At 48.9% G+C, this 15852-nt stretch carries 20 protein-coding genes; 10 read left to right on the forward strand and 10 right to left on the reverse strand.

The window, feature by feature from the left end:
- Nucleotides 1-4 precede the first annotated feature (4 nt).
- Complete coding sequence (locus AF_RS09015) at nucleotides 5-217, forward strand: helix-turn-helix transcriptional regulator (RefSeq protein ID WP_010879289.1); 213 nt, start codon at nucleotides 5-7, stop codon at nucleotides 215-217.
- Nucleotides 218-221: 4 nt separating this feature from the next.
- On the opposite strand, the gene AF_RS09020 is transcribed toward AF_RS09015, so the two are convergent.
- The 4 genes from AF_RS09020 to AF_RS09035 form a co-directional block, all read right to left on the reverse strand.
- Nucleotides 222-1400 carry an inositol-3-phosphate synthase gene (locus AF_RS09020; RefSeq protein ID WP_010879290.1) on the reverse strand — a complete coding sequence of 393 codons (1179 nt, stop codon included), beginning with the start codon at nucleotides 1398-1400 and terminating at the stop codon, nucleotides 222-224.
- A gap of 71 nt (nucleotides 1401-1471) precedes the next feature.
- The gene (locus AF_RS09025) at nucleotides 1472-2506 is read right to left on the reverse strand and encodes a M42 family metallopeptidase (protein WP_048064463.1); all 1035 of its coding nucleotides are present in this window, start codon (nucleotides 2504-2506) and stop codon (nucleotides 1472-1474) included.
- A gap of 9 nt (nucleotides 2507-2515) precedes the next feature.
- Nucleotides 2516-3067: a 6-phospho-3-hexuloisomerase gene (hxlB, locus tag AF_RS09030; RefSeq protein WP_010879292.1), complete on the reverse strand. Its 552-nt coding sequence runs from the start codon at nucleotides 3065-3067 to the stop codon at nucleotides 2516-2518.
- 53 nt (nucleotides 3068-3120) lie between these two features.
- A complete protein-coding gene (locus AF_RS09035; protein ID WP_010879293.1) occupies nucleotides 3121-4086 on the reverse strand; it encodes a phosphate uptake regulator PhoU in 966 nt (321 codons plus the stop codon).
- 87 nt (nucleotides 4087-4173) lie between these two features.
- Between AF_RS09035 and AF_RS09040 the strand changes: the two genes are divergently transcribed.
- Nucleotides 4174-5175, forward strand: coding sequence for an inorganic phosphate transporter (locus AF_RS09040; protein ID WP_010879294.1), 1002 nt, complete (start codon nucleotides 4174-4176; stop codon nucleotides 5173-5175).
- Nucleotides 5172-5852 (forward strand): TIGR00153 family protein, encoded by a 681-nt coding sequence (locus AF_RS09045; RefSeq protein ID WP_048064464.1) that lies wholly within the window; start codon nucleotides 5172-5174, stop codon nucleotides 5850-5852. Before AF_RS09040 ends, AF_RS09045 begins: the two co-directional genes overlap by 4 nt.
- Here the strand turns inward: AF_RS09045 and AF_RS09050 are convergent.
- The 5 genes from AF_RS09050 to dph2 are packed head-to-tail and all read right to left on the reverse strand — an operon-like array spanning nucleotide 5817 to nucleotide 9717.
- Nucleotides 5817-6839: an AI-2E family transporter gene (locus AF_RS09050; protein ID WP_010879296.1), complete on the reverse strand. Its 1023-nt coding sequence runs from the start codon at nucleotides 6837-6839 to the stop codon at nucleotides 5817-5819. The two genes, AF_RS09045 and AF_RS09050, sit on opposite strands and share 36 nt — an antisense overlap.
- 2 nt (nucleotides 6840-6841) lie before the next feature.
- Nucleotides 6842-7537 (reverse strand): TrmJ/YjtD family RNA methyltransferase, encoded by a 696-nt coding sequence (locus AF_RS09055; RefSeq protein ID WP_048064465.1) that lies wholly within the window; start codon nucleotides 7535-7537, stop codon nucleotides 6842-6844.
- Nucleotides 7538-7572: 35 nt separating this feature from the next.
- Nucleotides 7573-8256 (reverse strand): LUD domain-containing protein, encoded by a 684-nt coding sequence (locus AF_RS13745; protein WP_048064466.1) that lies wholly within the window; start codon nucleotides 8254-8256, stop codon nucleotides 7573-7575.
- Nucleotides 8253-8762, reverse strand: coding sequence for an LUD domain-containing protein (locus tag AF_RS13750; protein WP_048064467.1), 510 nt, complete (start codon nucleotides 8760-8762; stop codon nucleotides 8253-8255). The genes AF_RS13745 and AF_RS13750 overlap by 4 nt, the downstream gene beginning before the upstream one ends.
- Nucleotides 8763-8784: 22 nt before the next feature.
- Complete coding sequence (gene dph2, locus AF_RS09070; RefSeq protein ID WP_010879298.1) at nucleotides 8785-9717, reverse strand: diphthamide biosynthesis enzyme Dph2; 933 nt, start codon at nucleotides 9715-9717, stop codon at nucleotides 8785-8787.
- A gap of 50 nt (nucleotides 9718-9767) precedes the next feature.
- Between dph2 and rio1 the strand changes: the two genes are divergently transcribed.
- The 3 genes from rio1 to AF_RS09085 are packed head-to-tail and all read left to right on the forward strand — an operon-like array spanning nucleotide 9768 to nucleotide 13064.
- Nucleotides 9768-10544: an RIO-type serine/threonine-protein kinase Rio1 gene (gene rio1, locus AF_RS09075; protein ID WP_010879299.1), complete on the forward strand. Its 777-nt coding sequence runs from the start codon at nucleotides 9768-9770 to the stop codon at nucleotides 10542-10544.
- 1 nt (nucleotide 10545) lies between these two features.
- A complete protein-coding gene (locus AF_RS09080) occupies nucleotides 10546-11082 on the forward strand; it encodes a KH domain-containing protein (protein WP_048064468.1) in 537 nt (178 codons plus the stop codon).
- Nucleotides 11079-13064: a DNA topoisomerase I gene (locus tag AF_RS09085; protein ID WP_048064469.1), complete on the forward strand. Its 1986-nt coding sequence runs from the start codon at nucleotides 11079-11081 to the stop codon at nucleotides 13062-13064. The genes AF_RS09080 and AF_RS09085 overlap by 4 nt, the downstream gene beginning before the upstream one ends.
- Here the strand turns inward: AF_RS09085 and AF_RS09090 are convergent.
- A complete protein-coding gene (locus tag AF_RS09090) occupies nucleotides 13061-13369 on the reverse strand; it encodes a helix-turn-helix domain-containing protein (RefSeq protein WP_010879302.1) in 309 nt (102 codons plus the stop codon). The two genes, AF_RS09085 and AF_RS09090, sit on opposite strands and share 4 nt — an antisense overlap.
- Before the next feature lie 120 nt (nucleotides 13370-13489).
- On the opposite strand from AF_RS09090, the gene AF_RS09095 reads away from it, so the two are divergent.
- The 4 genes from AF_RS09095 (at nucleotide 13490) to AF_RS09110 (ending at nucleotide 15852) form a co-directional block, all read left to right on the forward strand.
- Nucleotides 13490-13717, forward strand: coding sequence for a DUF2250 domain-containing protein (locus AF_RS09095; RefSeq protein WP_010879303.1), 228 nt, complete (start codon nucleotides 13490-13492; stop codon nucleotides 13715-13717).
- A gap of 206 nt (nucleotides 13718-13923) precedes the next feature.
- Entirely contained in the window at nucleotides 13924-14862 is a 939-nt protein-coding gene (locus tag AF_RS09100) for a radical SAM protein (RefSeq protein ID WP_244372758.1), read from the forward strand.
- Complete coding sequence (locus AF_RS09105) at nucleotides 14859-15332, forward strand: inosine monophosphate cyclohydrolase (protein WP_010879306.1); 474 nt, start codon at nucleotides 14859-14861, stop codon at nucleotides 15330-15332. The genes AF_RS09100 and AF_RS09105 overlap by 4 nt, the downstream gene beginning before the upstream one ends.
- Nucleotides 15319-15852: an ASCH domain-containing protein gene (locus AF_RS09110; RefSeq protein ID WP_010879307.1), complete on the forward strand. Its 534-nt coding sequence runs from the start codon at nucleotides 15319-15321 to the stop codon at nucleotides 15850-15852. The genes AF_RS09105 and AF_RS09110 overlap by 14 nt, the downstream gene beginning before the upstream one ends.

Genomic DNA, 15852 nt, shown 5'->3' on the forward strand with positions numbered 1-15852 from the left:
GAAAATGAGAACGAGAATAAGGGAGTTCAGGGCGAAGTACGGGATGACGCAGGAGGAGCTGGCGAAGAAGGTAGGGGTGAGGAGAGAAACCATTGTTTTTCTTGAGAAGGGGAAGTACAACCCGTCTCTAAGGCTGGCGTACAAAATAGCGAGAGTTTTCAACGCAAGGATAGAAGACCTCTTTATTTTTGACGATGAGGAGCTTTGGGGAAAGTAAAAAATTATTTCAGATTTGAATACCACTCCTTGAGCACAACAAACTGCTCGTGTGTGTTTATCACGTTGGTGTCCATTGGGCTCTTGAAGAAGAAGGCCATCTCCTTCACGACGCCCTTCACACCCTTCTTCTTCGCAAACAGAAGGAATCTCGCGATGTCGAGGATTAGCGGGGCAGCTACGATCGCATCGATCGCATCCCAGATGAAGTAGAACTTCATCAGCTTGCCGAGGAAGCCCTTGAAGTGCACGAAGTCGAAGGCGGTTTTGTTGTCAACGAGGCTCGGGAAGTACTGTATCTCGGTGATGCTGTAGGGTGAGTAGCCAAGCATCTTCTCCAGAACCTTGTCCTTGCTCAGAACCTTGCTCTCCTTGTTGTCCCTGGCCGACAGCACCTTTCCGTCGTAGTCGCCGAGGATGTTGTAGCTCATCCAGCCCACGACCTCCATGTTTCTGTAGGCGAACATGGGGGCGAGGGTTGTTTTGACCAGCGTTTCGCCGGTTTTGCCGTCATTGCCTGCATGCGGGACTCCCTTCTTTTCCGCAAGCTCCTTCAATGCCGGGATTGCGGAACCCGGACTGGGTGTGAAGTTCGCATACGGTAAGCCGAGCTTTAATGCAGCGTAGGCGTAGAGCATGCTTGCAGATGCGTATTCTTTCCTGTCCTCGTCGATCATCCTCTCGAAGCCTTCAAGGCTGCCGTGATACTCTTCGCTGTAGTTGGGCAGGGGCTCTGTTGATGCCACGTTTATAACAACTGTCTCGTCGTCAGCGAAGCTCTTGATGTCCTCCTCAATCCTCGAAACCATCTCTGCTAGGCTCAATCCCTCGCCTTCAAGCGTTTTTATGTCTCCGAGCTCCTTTATTCCGCTACCGCAGTTCAACGCAGTACCCTTCCTCGCAACTATGCCTTCAAGATCACTTTTCACGGCCTCCAGAATCTCCCTGTCGAAGTGTCTGTTGAGCTCCCAGTGCTCCTTCGCTGCCTCGTAAGCGTTGCTAAGCAGTCTGATTTCGTGTCCGCCAAATTCGAATGAGAAGGGAGCATATTTTTCAATACCCTCAAAGTGCGGAAGTTCTGAAACGAGTCCGATCTTTGGAGCGATGCCCCTCTCTATGGCCCTCGCTCCGACCATGGCCGTCGTAGAAACTATACCATAAGCGCCTACCAGCCAGACCTTCATTAAGCATCACCTCCTCAGAGAAATTGGAGATGTCTGTGTGTTCTCGAACCTCTCGGAATAAAAAATTTCCTTCAGAAGTAGTTTTTGGCGTTCTCGATTGCTCTTGCCACAATCTCTACAGCGCTCTCAACGTCCTTCAAGTCAACAACCTCCACAGGGCTGTGAATGTATCTTGCAGGCACGCTGACAACCCCTGCTGGAATTCCGGCCTTTGTGAGGTGAATTGCAGTTGCATCGGTGGTTCCGCCCTCAGCAACCTCAAGCTGATAGGGGATGCCGTATTTTTCAGCTGTCTCGGTCAGCCACCTCAAAACCTTTGGAGAGGCAATCAACCCCCTCCCCGATGCGTCTATGACTGTGATTGCCGCTCCCTTACCGAGCTTGACGTCCATGTGCGCCGACTCGCTGCCGGGAAAGTCTGCAGCGACGCAGGTGTCAACTGCAATTGCGGCTGTGGGCTCGATGGCGAAGGCCGAAGTTCTAGCCCCCTTCAAACCGACCTCCTCCTGAACCGTCGCGACCGCGTGGATGGTGATGTCAGCCTTTGCCCTTCTCACCGCCTCGATCATCACCGCAACACCAACCCTGTTGTCGAAGGCTTTGCCCGTTATTCTGCCATTTGCCAGCTCCACGATCTCTCTGTCAAGGGCAACGGGAGTGCCTACGTTGATGCCCATCTCAAGCACTTCCTCCTTGCTGCTAGCCCCGATATCGACGAACATGTCCTTTATCTCGATTCCCTTCTTCCTCTCTTCATCCTTCATCAGGTGGGGAGGCTTGCAGCCGATAACACCGTAAACCTTCTTTTTTCCGTACAAAACGACTCTCTGAGCTAAAGCAATCTGGGAAAACCACCCGCCGATCGGAGCAATCCTGATGAACCCCTTATCATCAATGTACTTCACGGCAAAGCCAATCTCGTCCATGTGCGCTGCAACCATTATCTCCGGCTCTCCTCCATTCTTTGTGCAGATCAGATTTCCCATGCTGTCCGTCTTTACTTCATCAGCCCAGTCTTCAAGCTCCGCCCTTACGATCTCTCTGACTTCATCCTCATAACCGCTAATTCCGTGAGCGTTGCTCAGTTTTGCGATAAGCTCCTTCAAAATACCACCTCATTCAAGAACAGCATGCCTCGCCTCCAAATCTTTTTCGGTAAGATGCTTCTGCATCATGATTTCAGCAACGAGCGCATCGAGGAAAATCATGGCGGTGAGCTCAAACATGGTTCCGAGAGGAGCGAGCTGGGAAAGTATCTCGTCCCTCTCCTGCTTCATCTTCCCCTTCACGACCATCACAACGTCAGCCATCTTCGCAAGGCTCGAATCCCTCTTACCGGTTACCGCAACAAGCTTCGAGCCAATGTCCTTGGCTTTTTTGCTTATGTTCACAACAGACGTAGTCTCACCGCTGCCAGAAATGGCTACAAGAACGTCCTGGTCGGTTATTCTCGGAGTTACGGTCTCTCCTACGACGTAAACGGTATATCCGAGGTGCATCAGCCTCATTGCGAAGGCTTTGGCGATGTAACCGCTCCTTCCGGCACCTATGACGAAAATAGACCTGGCGGAGTCAATTAATTTTATCATTTCACCAACCGTTTCGAGGTCGATATGGTTTCTCAGGTTTTTTATGTGCTCGGAGACAACTTCCAGAAACCTGAGCATCGTTTCGCCTACCATAGGTATTGAATAGTCTTTTTCTCTGTTTTTAACACTAACTATACCACCACCATGTTAACAACGACCTCGGCAATGTCTGCTGAGTAGCCGGCAATTCTTGAAAGGCTGTCAACAATTGATTTCAGGTTCAGTGCCTCCTCAACGTCCTCATTCAGAATGCTGCTGTAGTACTTTCTCTCTATATCCTGAATGTCGTCAAACTCTTCCAGAACAACTTCTGCAAGCTCCAGCTCGTTCTCAATGAATGCAACCATTGCAGTTCTGAGCATTTCGAGGTCTATTTCGACGAAATCGCAAAGGTAGTCGACGGGCTTTCCGAGCTCAATAAGGCTTTCAGCCATGTTTGCGGCGTGGTCAGCAACCCTCTCCAGAGTTCTAACTACAGTTCTGTATTCCTGTATGGTCTCAATTGGAATATCGAGCTGTGCAGCAACATCTGCGTGGAGAGTTGCCTGCTTTAACTGCCTTAGAAGCAGGAAGTAAAGCCTGTCAACCTCTCTTTCCCTGAAGATTATTGAGCTGCAAAGGTATCTGTCGTACTTCCTCAGGGCTGTGCAGAAGTCCGACACCATGCCCACGCAGGTGTTCCCCATCCTTCTGATTATTCCTTCTGGCTTTAGCCTTGAGTTGTCGAGGAAAATTTCCAGAATAACCTCTTTCCCTGTGTCCTCGACTATCTCAACACCCATTAGGCTTTCAGATGCCCTCGAAATCGCAGCCCTTTGCTCTTCATCGTAGACTCTAATTCTGAGCGAGTCAACTCCTGCAAGGTAGTAGGAAATAATCCTCCTTAAGAGGGCCTCGTGTTTCACATCTTTTGCGTCAATTTCCACTCGCTTAATCTTGAGTCCCGGATTTTTGGGGTATATTGTGATGAAGTTTTTGCCAACGCTCAGAACGACCTCGCTCCCCGGCTCTATACCGTTTTCCATCGCCCATCTTTTTGGAAGCGTTAGAATGTAGCTGCTTTTTCCACTGAAGTACACCTTCCTGTTCTCGAGCATGATATATAGCCATTTATTGGATATATATCCCTATCGATATTCTACCGTTTAAGGAAAAGGATATATATCAGAGTTCGAACGCTCTGCATGGACTTGTTTATTGTCGTCGCTGGAATTGTTGGCTTTTACGTTGCGTGGAACATCGGTGCCAACGATGCTGCTAACTCAATGGCCACGTCCTATGGCAGCAGGGCATTGACTTTGAAGCAGATTATAATTATTGCCTCAGTACTGGAGTTTACCGGAGCCGTATTTTTCGGTAAGAAGGTTACGCACACCATTGCTAAAGGTATAGTTCCAATCGAGCTTCTGGACCACAATCTGGTGGTTTACGGAGCTTTAGCAGCTCTCCTTTCCGCGGGATTCTGGATCACGATCTCAACCTACTACCATCTGCCCATCTCCACAACGCACTCGATTGTGGGGGCGATGGTGGGTTTCGGTCTTGCAGCGGTCTCGCAGAATCACCTCACCCTAGACCAGATTAAGTGGGATGTTTTGGCAAGAATTGCGTTGAGCTGGGTGATTTCACCTCTTTTCGGTGCGGCTCTTGCTTTTGTTGTTTTTTCCCTCATCAGAGTCCTCCTTCTTGACAGATTTGCGAGTGAAAGTATAGAGCACGTCTTCCGCTATCTTCAGGTTCTCACCGCCTGCTACATGGCCTTTGCCCACGGAAGCAATGATGTGGCTAATGCAACGGGGCCCATTGCCGCAATTATGGGCTACAGCGGTGGAGTACCTTTCTGGGTACTTTTCTTCGGCGGTCTCGGAATTGCTGTGGGAATTGCCACATGGGGATACAGGGTTATCGAGACTGTTGGGAAGCAGATTACAGAACTGACTTACACGAGAGGATTTTCCGCTGAGTTTGCAACTGCAACAACTGTTTTGCTTGCATCCAACTTCGGCATGCCCGTGTCAACAACGCACACGCTCGTTGGCAGCGTGATTGGTGTGGGTCTTGCTGGTGGTTTGGCCAGTGTGAACCTGAAAATCGTGCAAAAGATTATATTCTCATGGATTGTAACGGTTCCGGTGGCAGCAGCGATGACGATAAGCCTTTACACCATGATGGTGGTGTTCGTATGAAGTTCTTCAGATCAGTCGGAGAGGTTTTCGGGTACTCTCCATTCCGCTCCTTAGCCCAGCACGCCAGAATGTGTGGTAGAGCTGTCGGGCTGCTCCAGCAGCAGTTTGAAGCTCTGAGGAGAGGGAATTACGAGGAGGTTGAGGAGCTGAGAGAGGAGATAGATGAGCTTGAGCACCATGCCGACCAGATTAAGGAAGAAATCAGAGGGAACGTGACCAAATCCCTCATGCTTCCCGTTGACAGGCACGACTTGCTTGAATTTTTGAAGGTTCAGGATGACATACTCAACAACTGCGAGCATGTGGGGCACATGGTCACCTTCAGGAAGGTCAGCGCTCCCGAAGATGTGTGGGACGAGTTCTTGGTTCTGCTTTCAAAGCTGATGGAGATTGTGAACAACTACGAGGAGATGGTTGAGAGAATAATGCAGCTTGTTGAAACTTCCTTCAGCAAGAAGGAGGTGAACAGAGCTTTGGAGTACGTCCCCATCATCGAGCAGCTGGAGCACGAGTGCGACCTGATCCAGATCGGATTGCACACGAAGTTGTTCAACCTGGAAAATTCCAATCCGCTTGACATTCAGCTGATGGTAACCTGGGTCGTTCATTTGGGTTACGTGGCCAACGCTGCAGCGAGGGCTTCAGACAGATTCAGGATCATGATTCTCGGTCGCTAATTCCTCTTTTGTGTAGTAGTTGTAGATGGCGGTTGCGAGCCCAACTATCATCGGGGCGATGAAGAAGCCGCTGATACCTCCAACCAGCCCACCTCCAATGAAGGCGAGCATCAGAACAAGAGGGTGAATTTTTGAGGTGTACCCGACAAAGTACGGGCGAAGAATAAGTTCTGGGAGAACGTAGAGGAAAACAACGCCTATCAGGAGAAAGCTCAGCCCCCTACCGACGTCTACAAGAAGCAGATATAGCGAGACGGGGAGTATAATCATCCACTCCGCGAAAATCGGAATCAGGGCGGCGAGGAACATCAAGCCTGAGAGCAGGGGGGCGAAGGGCACGTTGAAGTAAAGGAAGAACGGAAGGCTCACAAGCCCGATGAGGATGGCAACTACGAAGTTTCCGAACCAGAGGGATTCGAAGGTAACGTCAATTTCCTCAACAAATCTCCTGAACTCATCTCTTCTGTCCTCCGGAACAACGCTTGTCGTTCTGCGAACGAAGTTTTCCATGTCCGCGAGAGCGTAAAAGCAAACCACGATGGATATGAAAAAGTTCAGAATCAGGAGGGTTGCCTTCTTTGTTATTTCAACCGCTGATGGTTGAATGCTGCTCTGCAAAATGGAGAAAACGTTTGAGGTAATCCACTTCACGTACTCTTCACCCTCTTCTATGCCCATTTTGCTCAGAATGTTGAGAATGCCGGATTCTATTACTTTGTAGTGCGTTATGAGATAAATGGCCTGGTTTAGTCCCTGTATCAGCCCGTAAAACATCAAAACCGATATCGGGAGGATGACGATTGCGGTGGCGATGACGGACGCCTTGATCCTGCCGACATGTTCGATTTTCCTCTTTACCGGCTTGGCTACGTAGGCAAAGACGACGCCCATTACAATGCCGTCGAGCAGCGGTGTGAAGAAGTAGAAGGTTAGTGCGAGAACAACAAGTATTGAAAGCAGCAGAACCAATGTCCAGTATTTGTTCATGCTTATATTCTATTCATCCTCTTTATGTAGCTAACGGTTTTGCGAAAGATTGCGTTCAGGCTGTGGACCTCATATTTCTTAACTCCGGCCCTTCCGAGTATTCTTCTGAAGATTACAACGGTTCTCTTTATCCTGTGCTCCGGATACTGCACCATTCTCAGCATTTCGACGAGATTCGAGAGCGTAACCTCGATGTCCCTAAAGGTGGCAATCTCGTCATCCTCTTGAACTCTTTCGATTTCTCTGAGAAAGTAAAGTATAACTGCCGCGGCATGGCTGACGTTCATAACAGGATACTCTTCGCTCGTCGGCACTCTGACAAGGACGTGGCACATTTCAAGCTCTTCGTTGTAAAGTCCGTAGTCCTCCCTTCCGAAAAGAACGGCAACCCTGCCCTTGGCAACGGAAGGCAGGTCTTCTGGAGCAAGGAGCTCCTTTCTCAGGTACTTGTAGTCCCCTCCCGGAATTCCGGTCGTTCCGACGATCAGATTCATCCTTTGGAGAAATTCTTGCAGGTCCTCAACTACAACAGCATTCTCCAGCACATCTTTCGCGTTAGCGGCGGTGTGGTAGCTTTCTTCCGTAACCCTGCATTTGTAGAGACAGAGCCTCTTTATGCCATAGTTTTTCGCAACCCTCGCAATGAACCCCACGTTCTCGGGAATCTTCAGTTCAACGAGCACGGGCCAAACTTCCATTGTCTCTTCCGCAACTCCAATGTTAATCTTTCTTTCTAAAGCCCCATGGCGATTTTCAGAATTTCCAGTTTCAGCCTCTCGTTCATCCAGCGGAGGTGGGAGAGAAGGAAGTTGTAAACTTCACTGCCTTCTCTAAGGTTGCTTATCATTTTTGGAATGTCCAAGCTCATCGGACAGCTCTTCCTACACCTCCCGCAGGAGAGGCACAGCTTCAAAGCATCTTTTCCCCCTGTAAGGGCATCGAAAAGCGCAAACCTCCCACCGGAAAATTTTTCACCGTAAACTGAGTGAGCGGGGCAGTTCGCGACGCAGCTTCCGCAGCCAAGGCAGTAAAGCAACTCCCTGTAATCAGAGTTTGCAATGCTGCTCCTCCCGTTGTCCAGCAGAATTACTGTAATCTCCTTGGGCCTTCCCATTTTTATCAGCTTCTTTTCTATGTCGGCCGTTTTTGCGGCTCCTGAAACAATTTCGATGAAAGACGGGAGAATTTCACCGGTTGCATAGAAGCTCTGAAGCTTTGCCGCTTTCACAGCGCTCTCAACACTGCTGTATATCTTCTCTATTCCGGTTACAACGATCCACTTTTCAGGCCTCGAAAGAACTTCGAAGACGTTCCCCTCGTTGTGAAGGATAACCACGCTCCCCTCTGCAGTAACCGCATTGGCCCCGGTAATTCCTACATTTGCCCTCTCGACCGCATTTTCAATGTCCTTTCTCAAAAATTCAACGATTTTTTCGCCTTTGGCGGGATTTCGGTTCCGTAAAAGTCCGAAAGCCGATTTGCAATGCTCTCAACTGAGAGGTGCACAGCGGGTCCTGTTGGGTGAGAGGGATGCTCATTTAGCACTTGTATAAGCCTGTCTCCGATGTCCGTTTCGATTACCTCCATCCCCCTCTTCTCAAGCTCTTCCCTAAGCCGTATTTCCTTAGTGACATTAGACTTCGACTTTACAACAAGCTTCTCCTCTCCAACAACTTCCAAAACTTTTTTCACCGCTTCATAAGAAGTTGGGGTGAGATAAACGTCAAAACCTCTCCTTTCGAGGCTTTCCATCACCTTTCTGAGGAGCTCATTATTACCAACGTCATTTTCTCTTTCCTCTCTCACCTTTTTTGCCAGCTCCTTTACCTCAGGGTAGAGCCTCAAGTTAGCCCTCTGCCTCTCCCTCAGAATTTTGAAAGCCCTGTTCATCGCGATTAGCTTTTCAGCTTTCTCTCTGTCCACACCCAAACTAATTATCAACTATTTAAAACTCTATCTCGTCCATTGCGATTGACTCTCTAAGGCCGAGCAAAAGCTCGAATTCCTGGGGGCTTATTACCGGCTTCTCAAACCTCGCCCCGTCATCGTAGGCTATCCGGGGACAGGCGGTGTTGACGTAGAAGTCAAAGGGCAGGTTGTATAGCTCCTCGGCCCTTACGTTGTTAAGGTAGATTATGCTGCAGAACAGCCCATTTTCCCTTCCGATTTTCTTTAGTTTTTCAGCAAGCCTGAGCCTTCTCTGGCCGGGCTTTGAAGACACCAGAATACCTGCTTTACTCTTCCCCACGCACTTCGAGACCTCTAGGTACCTCTTTTTCTCAAAGTTCCTGGCATCAACCTCCTTAAGTTCACCCGAAAGGGGATTGTAGGCGTAAACCTTTTTCTTGGTGTACATCGCCGCTCCCGTGGCATGGAAAAGCCCATCGCCAATGAAAACAACCGCATCGGCGTTACTGCCTCTCAAAACCGAGTAGTTGCAACCAAGAACCTGTCCCGGATAGACAACCCTCCCCCTTGGACTGCCGATTTCAACCTCGTAGCCTTTGCCTCTTAGCCACTCTGCAACCTCGGGGAGCTTGTGCACGTACTGAGCCGTTGCGATGAGAGCGATTCTCCTTTCATCAACTTTCAGGTCAATTTTTGGGTTGTATTCGATAAAGTACGGCACGTAAACGACCCTTTCATCTTTCAGGATGGGTGTATGGGCGAAATGCAGGAGAACGTCAACTACTTCGAGGATAGAGAGGTCGATGTCGCACGCTCCAAAGCTTGTCTCGCCGGAGATTACAACATCGTACCCCCTATCCTCAATGAGCTGAGCTATTTCTATGGCTCTTCTCTTAAGTCCATCGGGAAGCTGTATTCCGACTTTTTTGGCATTTCCAAGCTTTTCAAACGGGATGGAGATATTATTCATGAACACACTCTGTCATTAGATTTATAAAATACGGCCCGAAGTTGTACTTTGTGAAGGATTTGAAGAAAATCGAAAGCTACCTCGATAAGCTCAGGATAAAGGAGAAGGACGGAGAGGAGAGGAAAATTTACGCTGAGGTGCTTGATGGAAGAACGCTGAAAACGCTTTACAAGCTATCGGCTAAAGGTTACATTACGGCCATGGGAGGTGTTATCAGCACCGGCAAGGAGGCGAACGTTTTCTATGCGGATGGAGTTTTTGATGGCAAACCGGTGGCGATGGCGGTCAAGATATACCGCATAGAGACGAGCGAGTTTGACAAGATGGATGAATATCTTTACGGAGATGAGAGGTTTGACATGAGGAGAATCTCTCCGAAGGAGAAGGTCTTCATTTGGACGGAGAAGGAGTTCAGAAACCTTGAAAGGGCCAAGGAGGCCGGGGTTAGCGTTCCTCAGCCCTACACGTATATGAAAAACGTTCTGCTAATGGAGTTTATAGGTGAAGACGAACTCCCGGCTCCGACGCTTGTGGAGTTGGGAAGGGAGCTGAAGGAGCTTGATGTTGAGGGAATATTCAACGATGTTGTGGAGAACGTTAAAAGGCTCTATCAGGAAGCCGAACTCGTTCACGCTGACCTGAGTGAGTACAACATTATGTATATCGATAAGGTTTACTTCATCGACATGGGACAGGCTGTAACTCTTAGGCATCCCATGGCTGAAAGTTATCTGGAGAGAGATGTAAGGAATATAATCCGCTTCTTCTCAAAGTACGGCGTCAAGGCTGATTTTGAGGAGATGCTGAAGGAGGTTAAGGGTGAGTGAGATGAACGTCGTTGAGCTGGAAATTCCGGAGGATAGGGTTGGTGTGCTGATAGGCAAGGATGGGGAGATTAAAAAGCTGATTGAGGAGAAGACTGGCTGCAAGTTAACCGTTTTGGGCAAGCATAACGTTGTCAAAATCGAGTGCGAGGACGCTCTTGGATTCATGAGGGCGAGGGATGTTGTTTCCGCAATCTCACACGGTTTCTCCCCCGACGTAGCTCTTAAGCTCCTCTACGACGAAAATTTGGTTCTTGAGGTGATCAATCTCTCCGATTTTCTTTCCGACAACGCATTGAGGAGGATTAAGGGCAGGATAATCGGCAAGGAGGGGAAGATGAGAAAGCAGATTGAAGACATGCTGAACGTAAACATCTCCATCTCAGACAAGCACGTGGCGATAATTGGCGATCCCGAAAACGTTGCTGCTGCAAGGGAGGCAATTATGATGCTTGTCGAAGGGGCGCACACTTCAACAGTAATAAAGTTCATGGAAAGGAAGAGGAGGGATTTGAAGACGAGAAGTCTCGATTGGTTATGAGCTGGCTTATAATAACTGAGAAGGACAACACTGCCAGAAGGATTGCGTCAATTCTCTTCAAAGACGTTAAAACGCTGAAAAAGGGTAGGGTGAGTTACTACCACTCTCCTTCAAACGACGCCTACGTTGTTGGGCTGAAAGGCCACATAGTTGAGCTTGACTTCCCGAAGGAGCTGAATAACTGGACCAAAACTCCTCTTGAGAAACTTCTTCAGGCAGAGCTGGTGAAAAAGGTCAAGGAGAGGACGATTTCCTCTATTTTGAAGGAAATTGCCAAGAAGGCGGACAGAGTTACGGTCGCAACGGACTACGACAGAGAGGGTGAGCTGATAGGAGTTGAGGCTCTGGAAATCGTCAAGTCGGTTAATCCAACTGTTAAGGTTGACAGGGTGAGGTACAGTGCTGTTACGGAGAAGGAGATAAGGTCAGCCTTCTCAAAACCCGTTAAAGTTGACTTCAACTTGGCCAACGCTGCGCTCGCAAGGCAGAAGATAGACCTGATATGGGGTGCCACACTCACCAGGCTCATCTCGGTTCATTCCGGCAGGATGGGCAAGGACTTCCTGAGCGTCGGAAGGGTGCAGACGCCCACTCTAAGGCTGATTGTGGACAGGGAGCTGGAAATTCAGAACTTCAAGCCCGAGAAGTACTACGAGATTTTTGCGGAGTTTGAAGGATTCATCGCAAAGCACCCAAAGAGGTACGGCAGCAAGGAGGAAGCTGAGAAATTATTCGCCAAGATTGGCGAAACGGCGAAAGTTGAGGAATTCACAAGAAGGAGAATGGAGGAGAACAGGCCAACGCCCTTCAACACCACCGAGTTCTTGAGGGAAGCATCGAAGTTCATGTCCCCCCACAAGGCGATGAACATCGCTGAAACCCTTTACATGAACGGCTACATCAGCTACCCCAGAACGGATAACACCGTCTATCCCCCCACCATAAACCTCATTGAAATCGTTTCTGCGCTCTCATCAGTTTTTCCGAGGGAAGCTCAAATCGTGCTATCTCAGGATAAAATAACGCCTTCAAGAGGCAGAAGGGAAACCAAGGACCACCCGCCAATATATCCCACCGGTGTTGCGAAGAGGGGGGAGCTTTCAAAGGATGAGTGGACGATTTACGAGCTTGTGGTAAGGAGGTTTCTCGCGACCCTCGCACCCAAAGCCGTTTGGGACGTTAGAAGAGTCGTTCTCGATAGCAACGGCGTAAAGTTCGTTGCCAACGGCAGACAGCTCGTTGAAGCGGGCTGGAGGGACATCTACATCTACTCAAAAGCTGAGGAAACCGAGCTACCCTTGCTGAAGAAAGGTGACGTCCTGAGAATACTCAAGAAAAGACTTGAGGAGAAGGAAACCAAACCTCCGGGGAGATATTCTGCTTCATCCCTGATCAAAATGATGGAGAAGCTCAATCTCGGCACGAAATCAACGAGGCACGAGATTATTCAGAAGCTCGTCAGCAGACGCTACATTCACGGTAACCCCTTCAGGCCGAGCGAAACGGCCTTTTCTGTAATAAACGTGCTCAAGGAGACTGCGGAGACGATAACGCTGCCAGACATGACCGCTAAGCTTGAAAACGAGATGGACCTCATCGCGGAGGGGAAGAAGAGGGAGCCGGAGGTTGTGGACGAGTCAAGGGAGATGCTCCTGCAGATACTAAGGGCAATAGATTACAGAAAGCTCAGCAAAGATCTGAGGGAGGGTGTAAAGAAAGATAAAATTGTTGGAAAATGTCCAGAATGTGGTGGAGAGCTTGTGGTGAGACAGTCCAAGGCCGGTAAGAGGTTCATAGGTTGCAGCAACTATCCTGACTGCACCTTCACCCTTCCACTTCCCCAGAATGGGACTTTGTACATCACAGCCAAGCAGTGCAAGGAGCACGAAATCAAGGAGGTCAAAATCAGGACAAAGAAGGGATACTGGAATCTCGGATGCCCCTACTGCAACTATCTCAACTGGAAGAAGGAGAACAGCTAACCGAGGCTCTTCTTGAAAAGCTCTAAAAGGTCGTCTATCGTTTCCACAACCTTAGTGCCGGATTCCGTGAGCTTGTAGTGCTTATCCTCTTTAATGACGAGACCCACCTTAAGCAGAACTTTCAGATGCCTGTCCAGAATGCTTGGATTGAGCTTTGTGTCGAACATCAGCTGCGAGAACTTCTTTGGGCCATCGCTTAGACTGTAGAGGATGTCGCTCACACCCTTCCTCCCGATAATCTTAAGTACTTCCTTAACGCTGATATCGAGTTCCTCCATGTTCTCAGCCTCGATCACTTCACCCACCGTTCAACACTTCTCCCTCTTATTCTTAAAGTTATCTTTGTATAGAAAAATTATATTTTTGTAATTACTTTTATGTTTGCGGGGCGAAAGTCCTTATATTTTGGAGCCCAATGTGCATTTATGAAGGCAGGCTCGATTGCATCGAGTCCCGGAAAGCTGAAGATAATGAATCTTTTGGCAAAGAAAGAGCTTGATGCTGGCAGAATTGCAAAAAGCACAAGGATTCCGTTGAATATTGTCAAGTGGCTTTTGGATGAGCTTGAAAAGGATGGTCTGGTTGAGCAGGAGGCTGGCAGCTACAAAGCTACCGAAGAAGGTATAAAAGCCTTGAAAGCTCTGAAAATGTAGGATGCTGAAGGAAAGAGAAGATAGCAAAGACAAGGTTTTCATTCTCCGGGACATTGTGGAGATAAGGGATTCCGAAGGACGTTTACAGCAAGCTTGAGAAGAGGTACTCGAAGGAGTACATAGTCTCCTTTGCTGACGAGAAGAGAGTTCTGAACAGAGTTACGGGGAGGGAGCTTGTATTCGTTACCAAGGAGAGCGGAATTCCCTTGCTGGGACACTCAGCTTTCGGAATAATAGACAGGGGGGCGAACCTCCTGCAGGTTAGAAACATCACCGGCTGCAACCTCAACTGCATCTTCTGCAGCGTTGATGAGGGCAAAGGCAGCAAAACGAGAAATGCCGACTTCATCGTTGACCCCGACTACATGCTTGAGGAGCTTGGGAAGGTTGTTGAGTTCAAGGGAAAGGGTGTGGAGCTCCATCTCGACGGGCAGGGAGAGCCCTTCCTCTACCCATACATGGAGTATTTTCTCGAGAAAGCGAGCAGGATGAAGGGAGTTGAGGTTGTGTCAATTCAGAGCAACGGCACTTTGCTTACTGAGGAGAAAATTTCGGCCATAGAAGATTACGTCACCAGAATAAACCTTTCATTGAGCTCCCTTGACGAAAAGACGGCAAAAACTCTGCATGGAGCATACAGCGTGAAGAAGGTGAAAGAGGTTGCTGAGATGATTGCCAGCAGCAAGATGGATTTGCTTATAGCCCCTGTCTGGGTTCCGGGCTACAATGACAGGGAGATTCCGAAAATAATTGAGTTTGCCCTCGAGATAGGGGCTGGGAAGAAGTACCCACCCCTTGGAATTCAGAAGTACATTCCCTACCGCTATGGCAGGAAAGCGGGGAAGAGCATGCCGTTTAAGGAGTTCTACCGGAGGCTTGAGGAGTATGAGAAAGAATACGGCGTTAAGCTTGTTCTGGGTCCTGAGGATTTCGGGATGGAGAAGAGGCCGAAGCTGAGCTGCCCCTTCAGGAGGGGCGAGAGAGTTAGGGCGAGGGTGGTGTGTGAGGGAAGGCTCAAAGGTGAGAAGGTCTGCGTGGCGAGGGGGAGGAGCATTGCTGTCAACACTGACAAGAGGGTTGGGGAGTTCGTCGAATTCGAGGTTGTTAGCACCAAGGACGGTATAATAATTGGGGTGGAAAGGTGAAGGTTCTGATTTCGTCAAGCGTTAAGGAGGGGATTGAATGCCTCGCCAAGAGGCTTGCAGAGATGGGCTATGAAATCCTCGCCACAGAGGGAACAGCGGATTATCTGCAGGAGAAGGGTGTTAATGCTCTCAAATTATCAGAGATTACTGGTATCGCAGAAAGCAAGTCAATCAAAACACTACACCCAAAAATTTACGAGATGATTTTCTCCGGCGAGATAAAAGCGGTGGTGGTGATTCCTTACAACCTCAGAGAGAATCCTTGCAGGGAGAATATTGACATTGGCGGCATTTCCCTCTTGAGGGCTGCGGCAAAGGCAGGAGTTCCGGCAGCCTACGATTTGAAAAGTTTTCAAAAGCTTGTGGAGGTTTTGGAAGGGAAGAAGAGGTACAACGCTGCGGAAGTTTTTCGATTCACTTCAGAGTACGACCGAACGATTGCGGAGTGGTTGGAGAATGAAGCACCTTGAGTTTAAGGGAAAATACGCCAAAGCCTTGATTGAGGGAAGGAAGAGGCTGACGATCAGGAAGTGGACGAATTTGAAGGAGGGTGATGAAGTCTTGGTGCACAGCGGAGGAAAGATTATCGGGAAGGCGAAGATTAAGGCTATCAAAAAAAGGCATGTATCTGAGATTACAGATGAGGAAGCGAGGCTCGACGGATTCAGGAATGCGGAGGAGCTGATGGAGGAGATGAAAAAAATGGGCTATGACGGTGAGGTTTACGTCATACACTTCGATTTTGAGCCTCTACAGGCCGTCAATCCTCACAAGCTTTACTACGGCGATGCTGACCTGGAGGAGATTGCAAGAAGGAGTCTTGAGCACCTTGAGCTTGATGAGAGGGACAGGCTGGTGCTCGAAACCTTTTTGAGTTACGGAAGTATAAGAAAGGCTGCGAGAAAGCTCGGAGGGGCGAGAAAAAGGGGGGAGATAAGAAAGGTCTTGAGGAAGTGCTACAACGAGCTTGTGAAGAGGGGGCTGATTTAA

This window comes from Archaeoglobus fulgidus DSM 4304 (assembly GCF_000008665.1).
GTDB lineage: Archaea > Halobacteriota > Archaeoglobi > Archaeoglobales > Archaeoglobaceae > Archaeoglobus > Archaeoglobus fulgidus.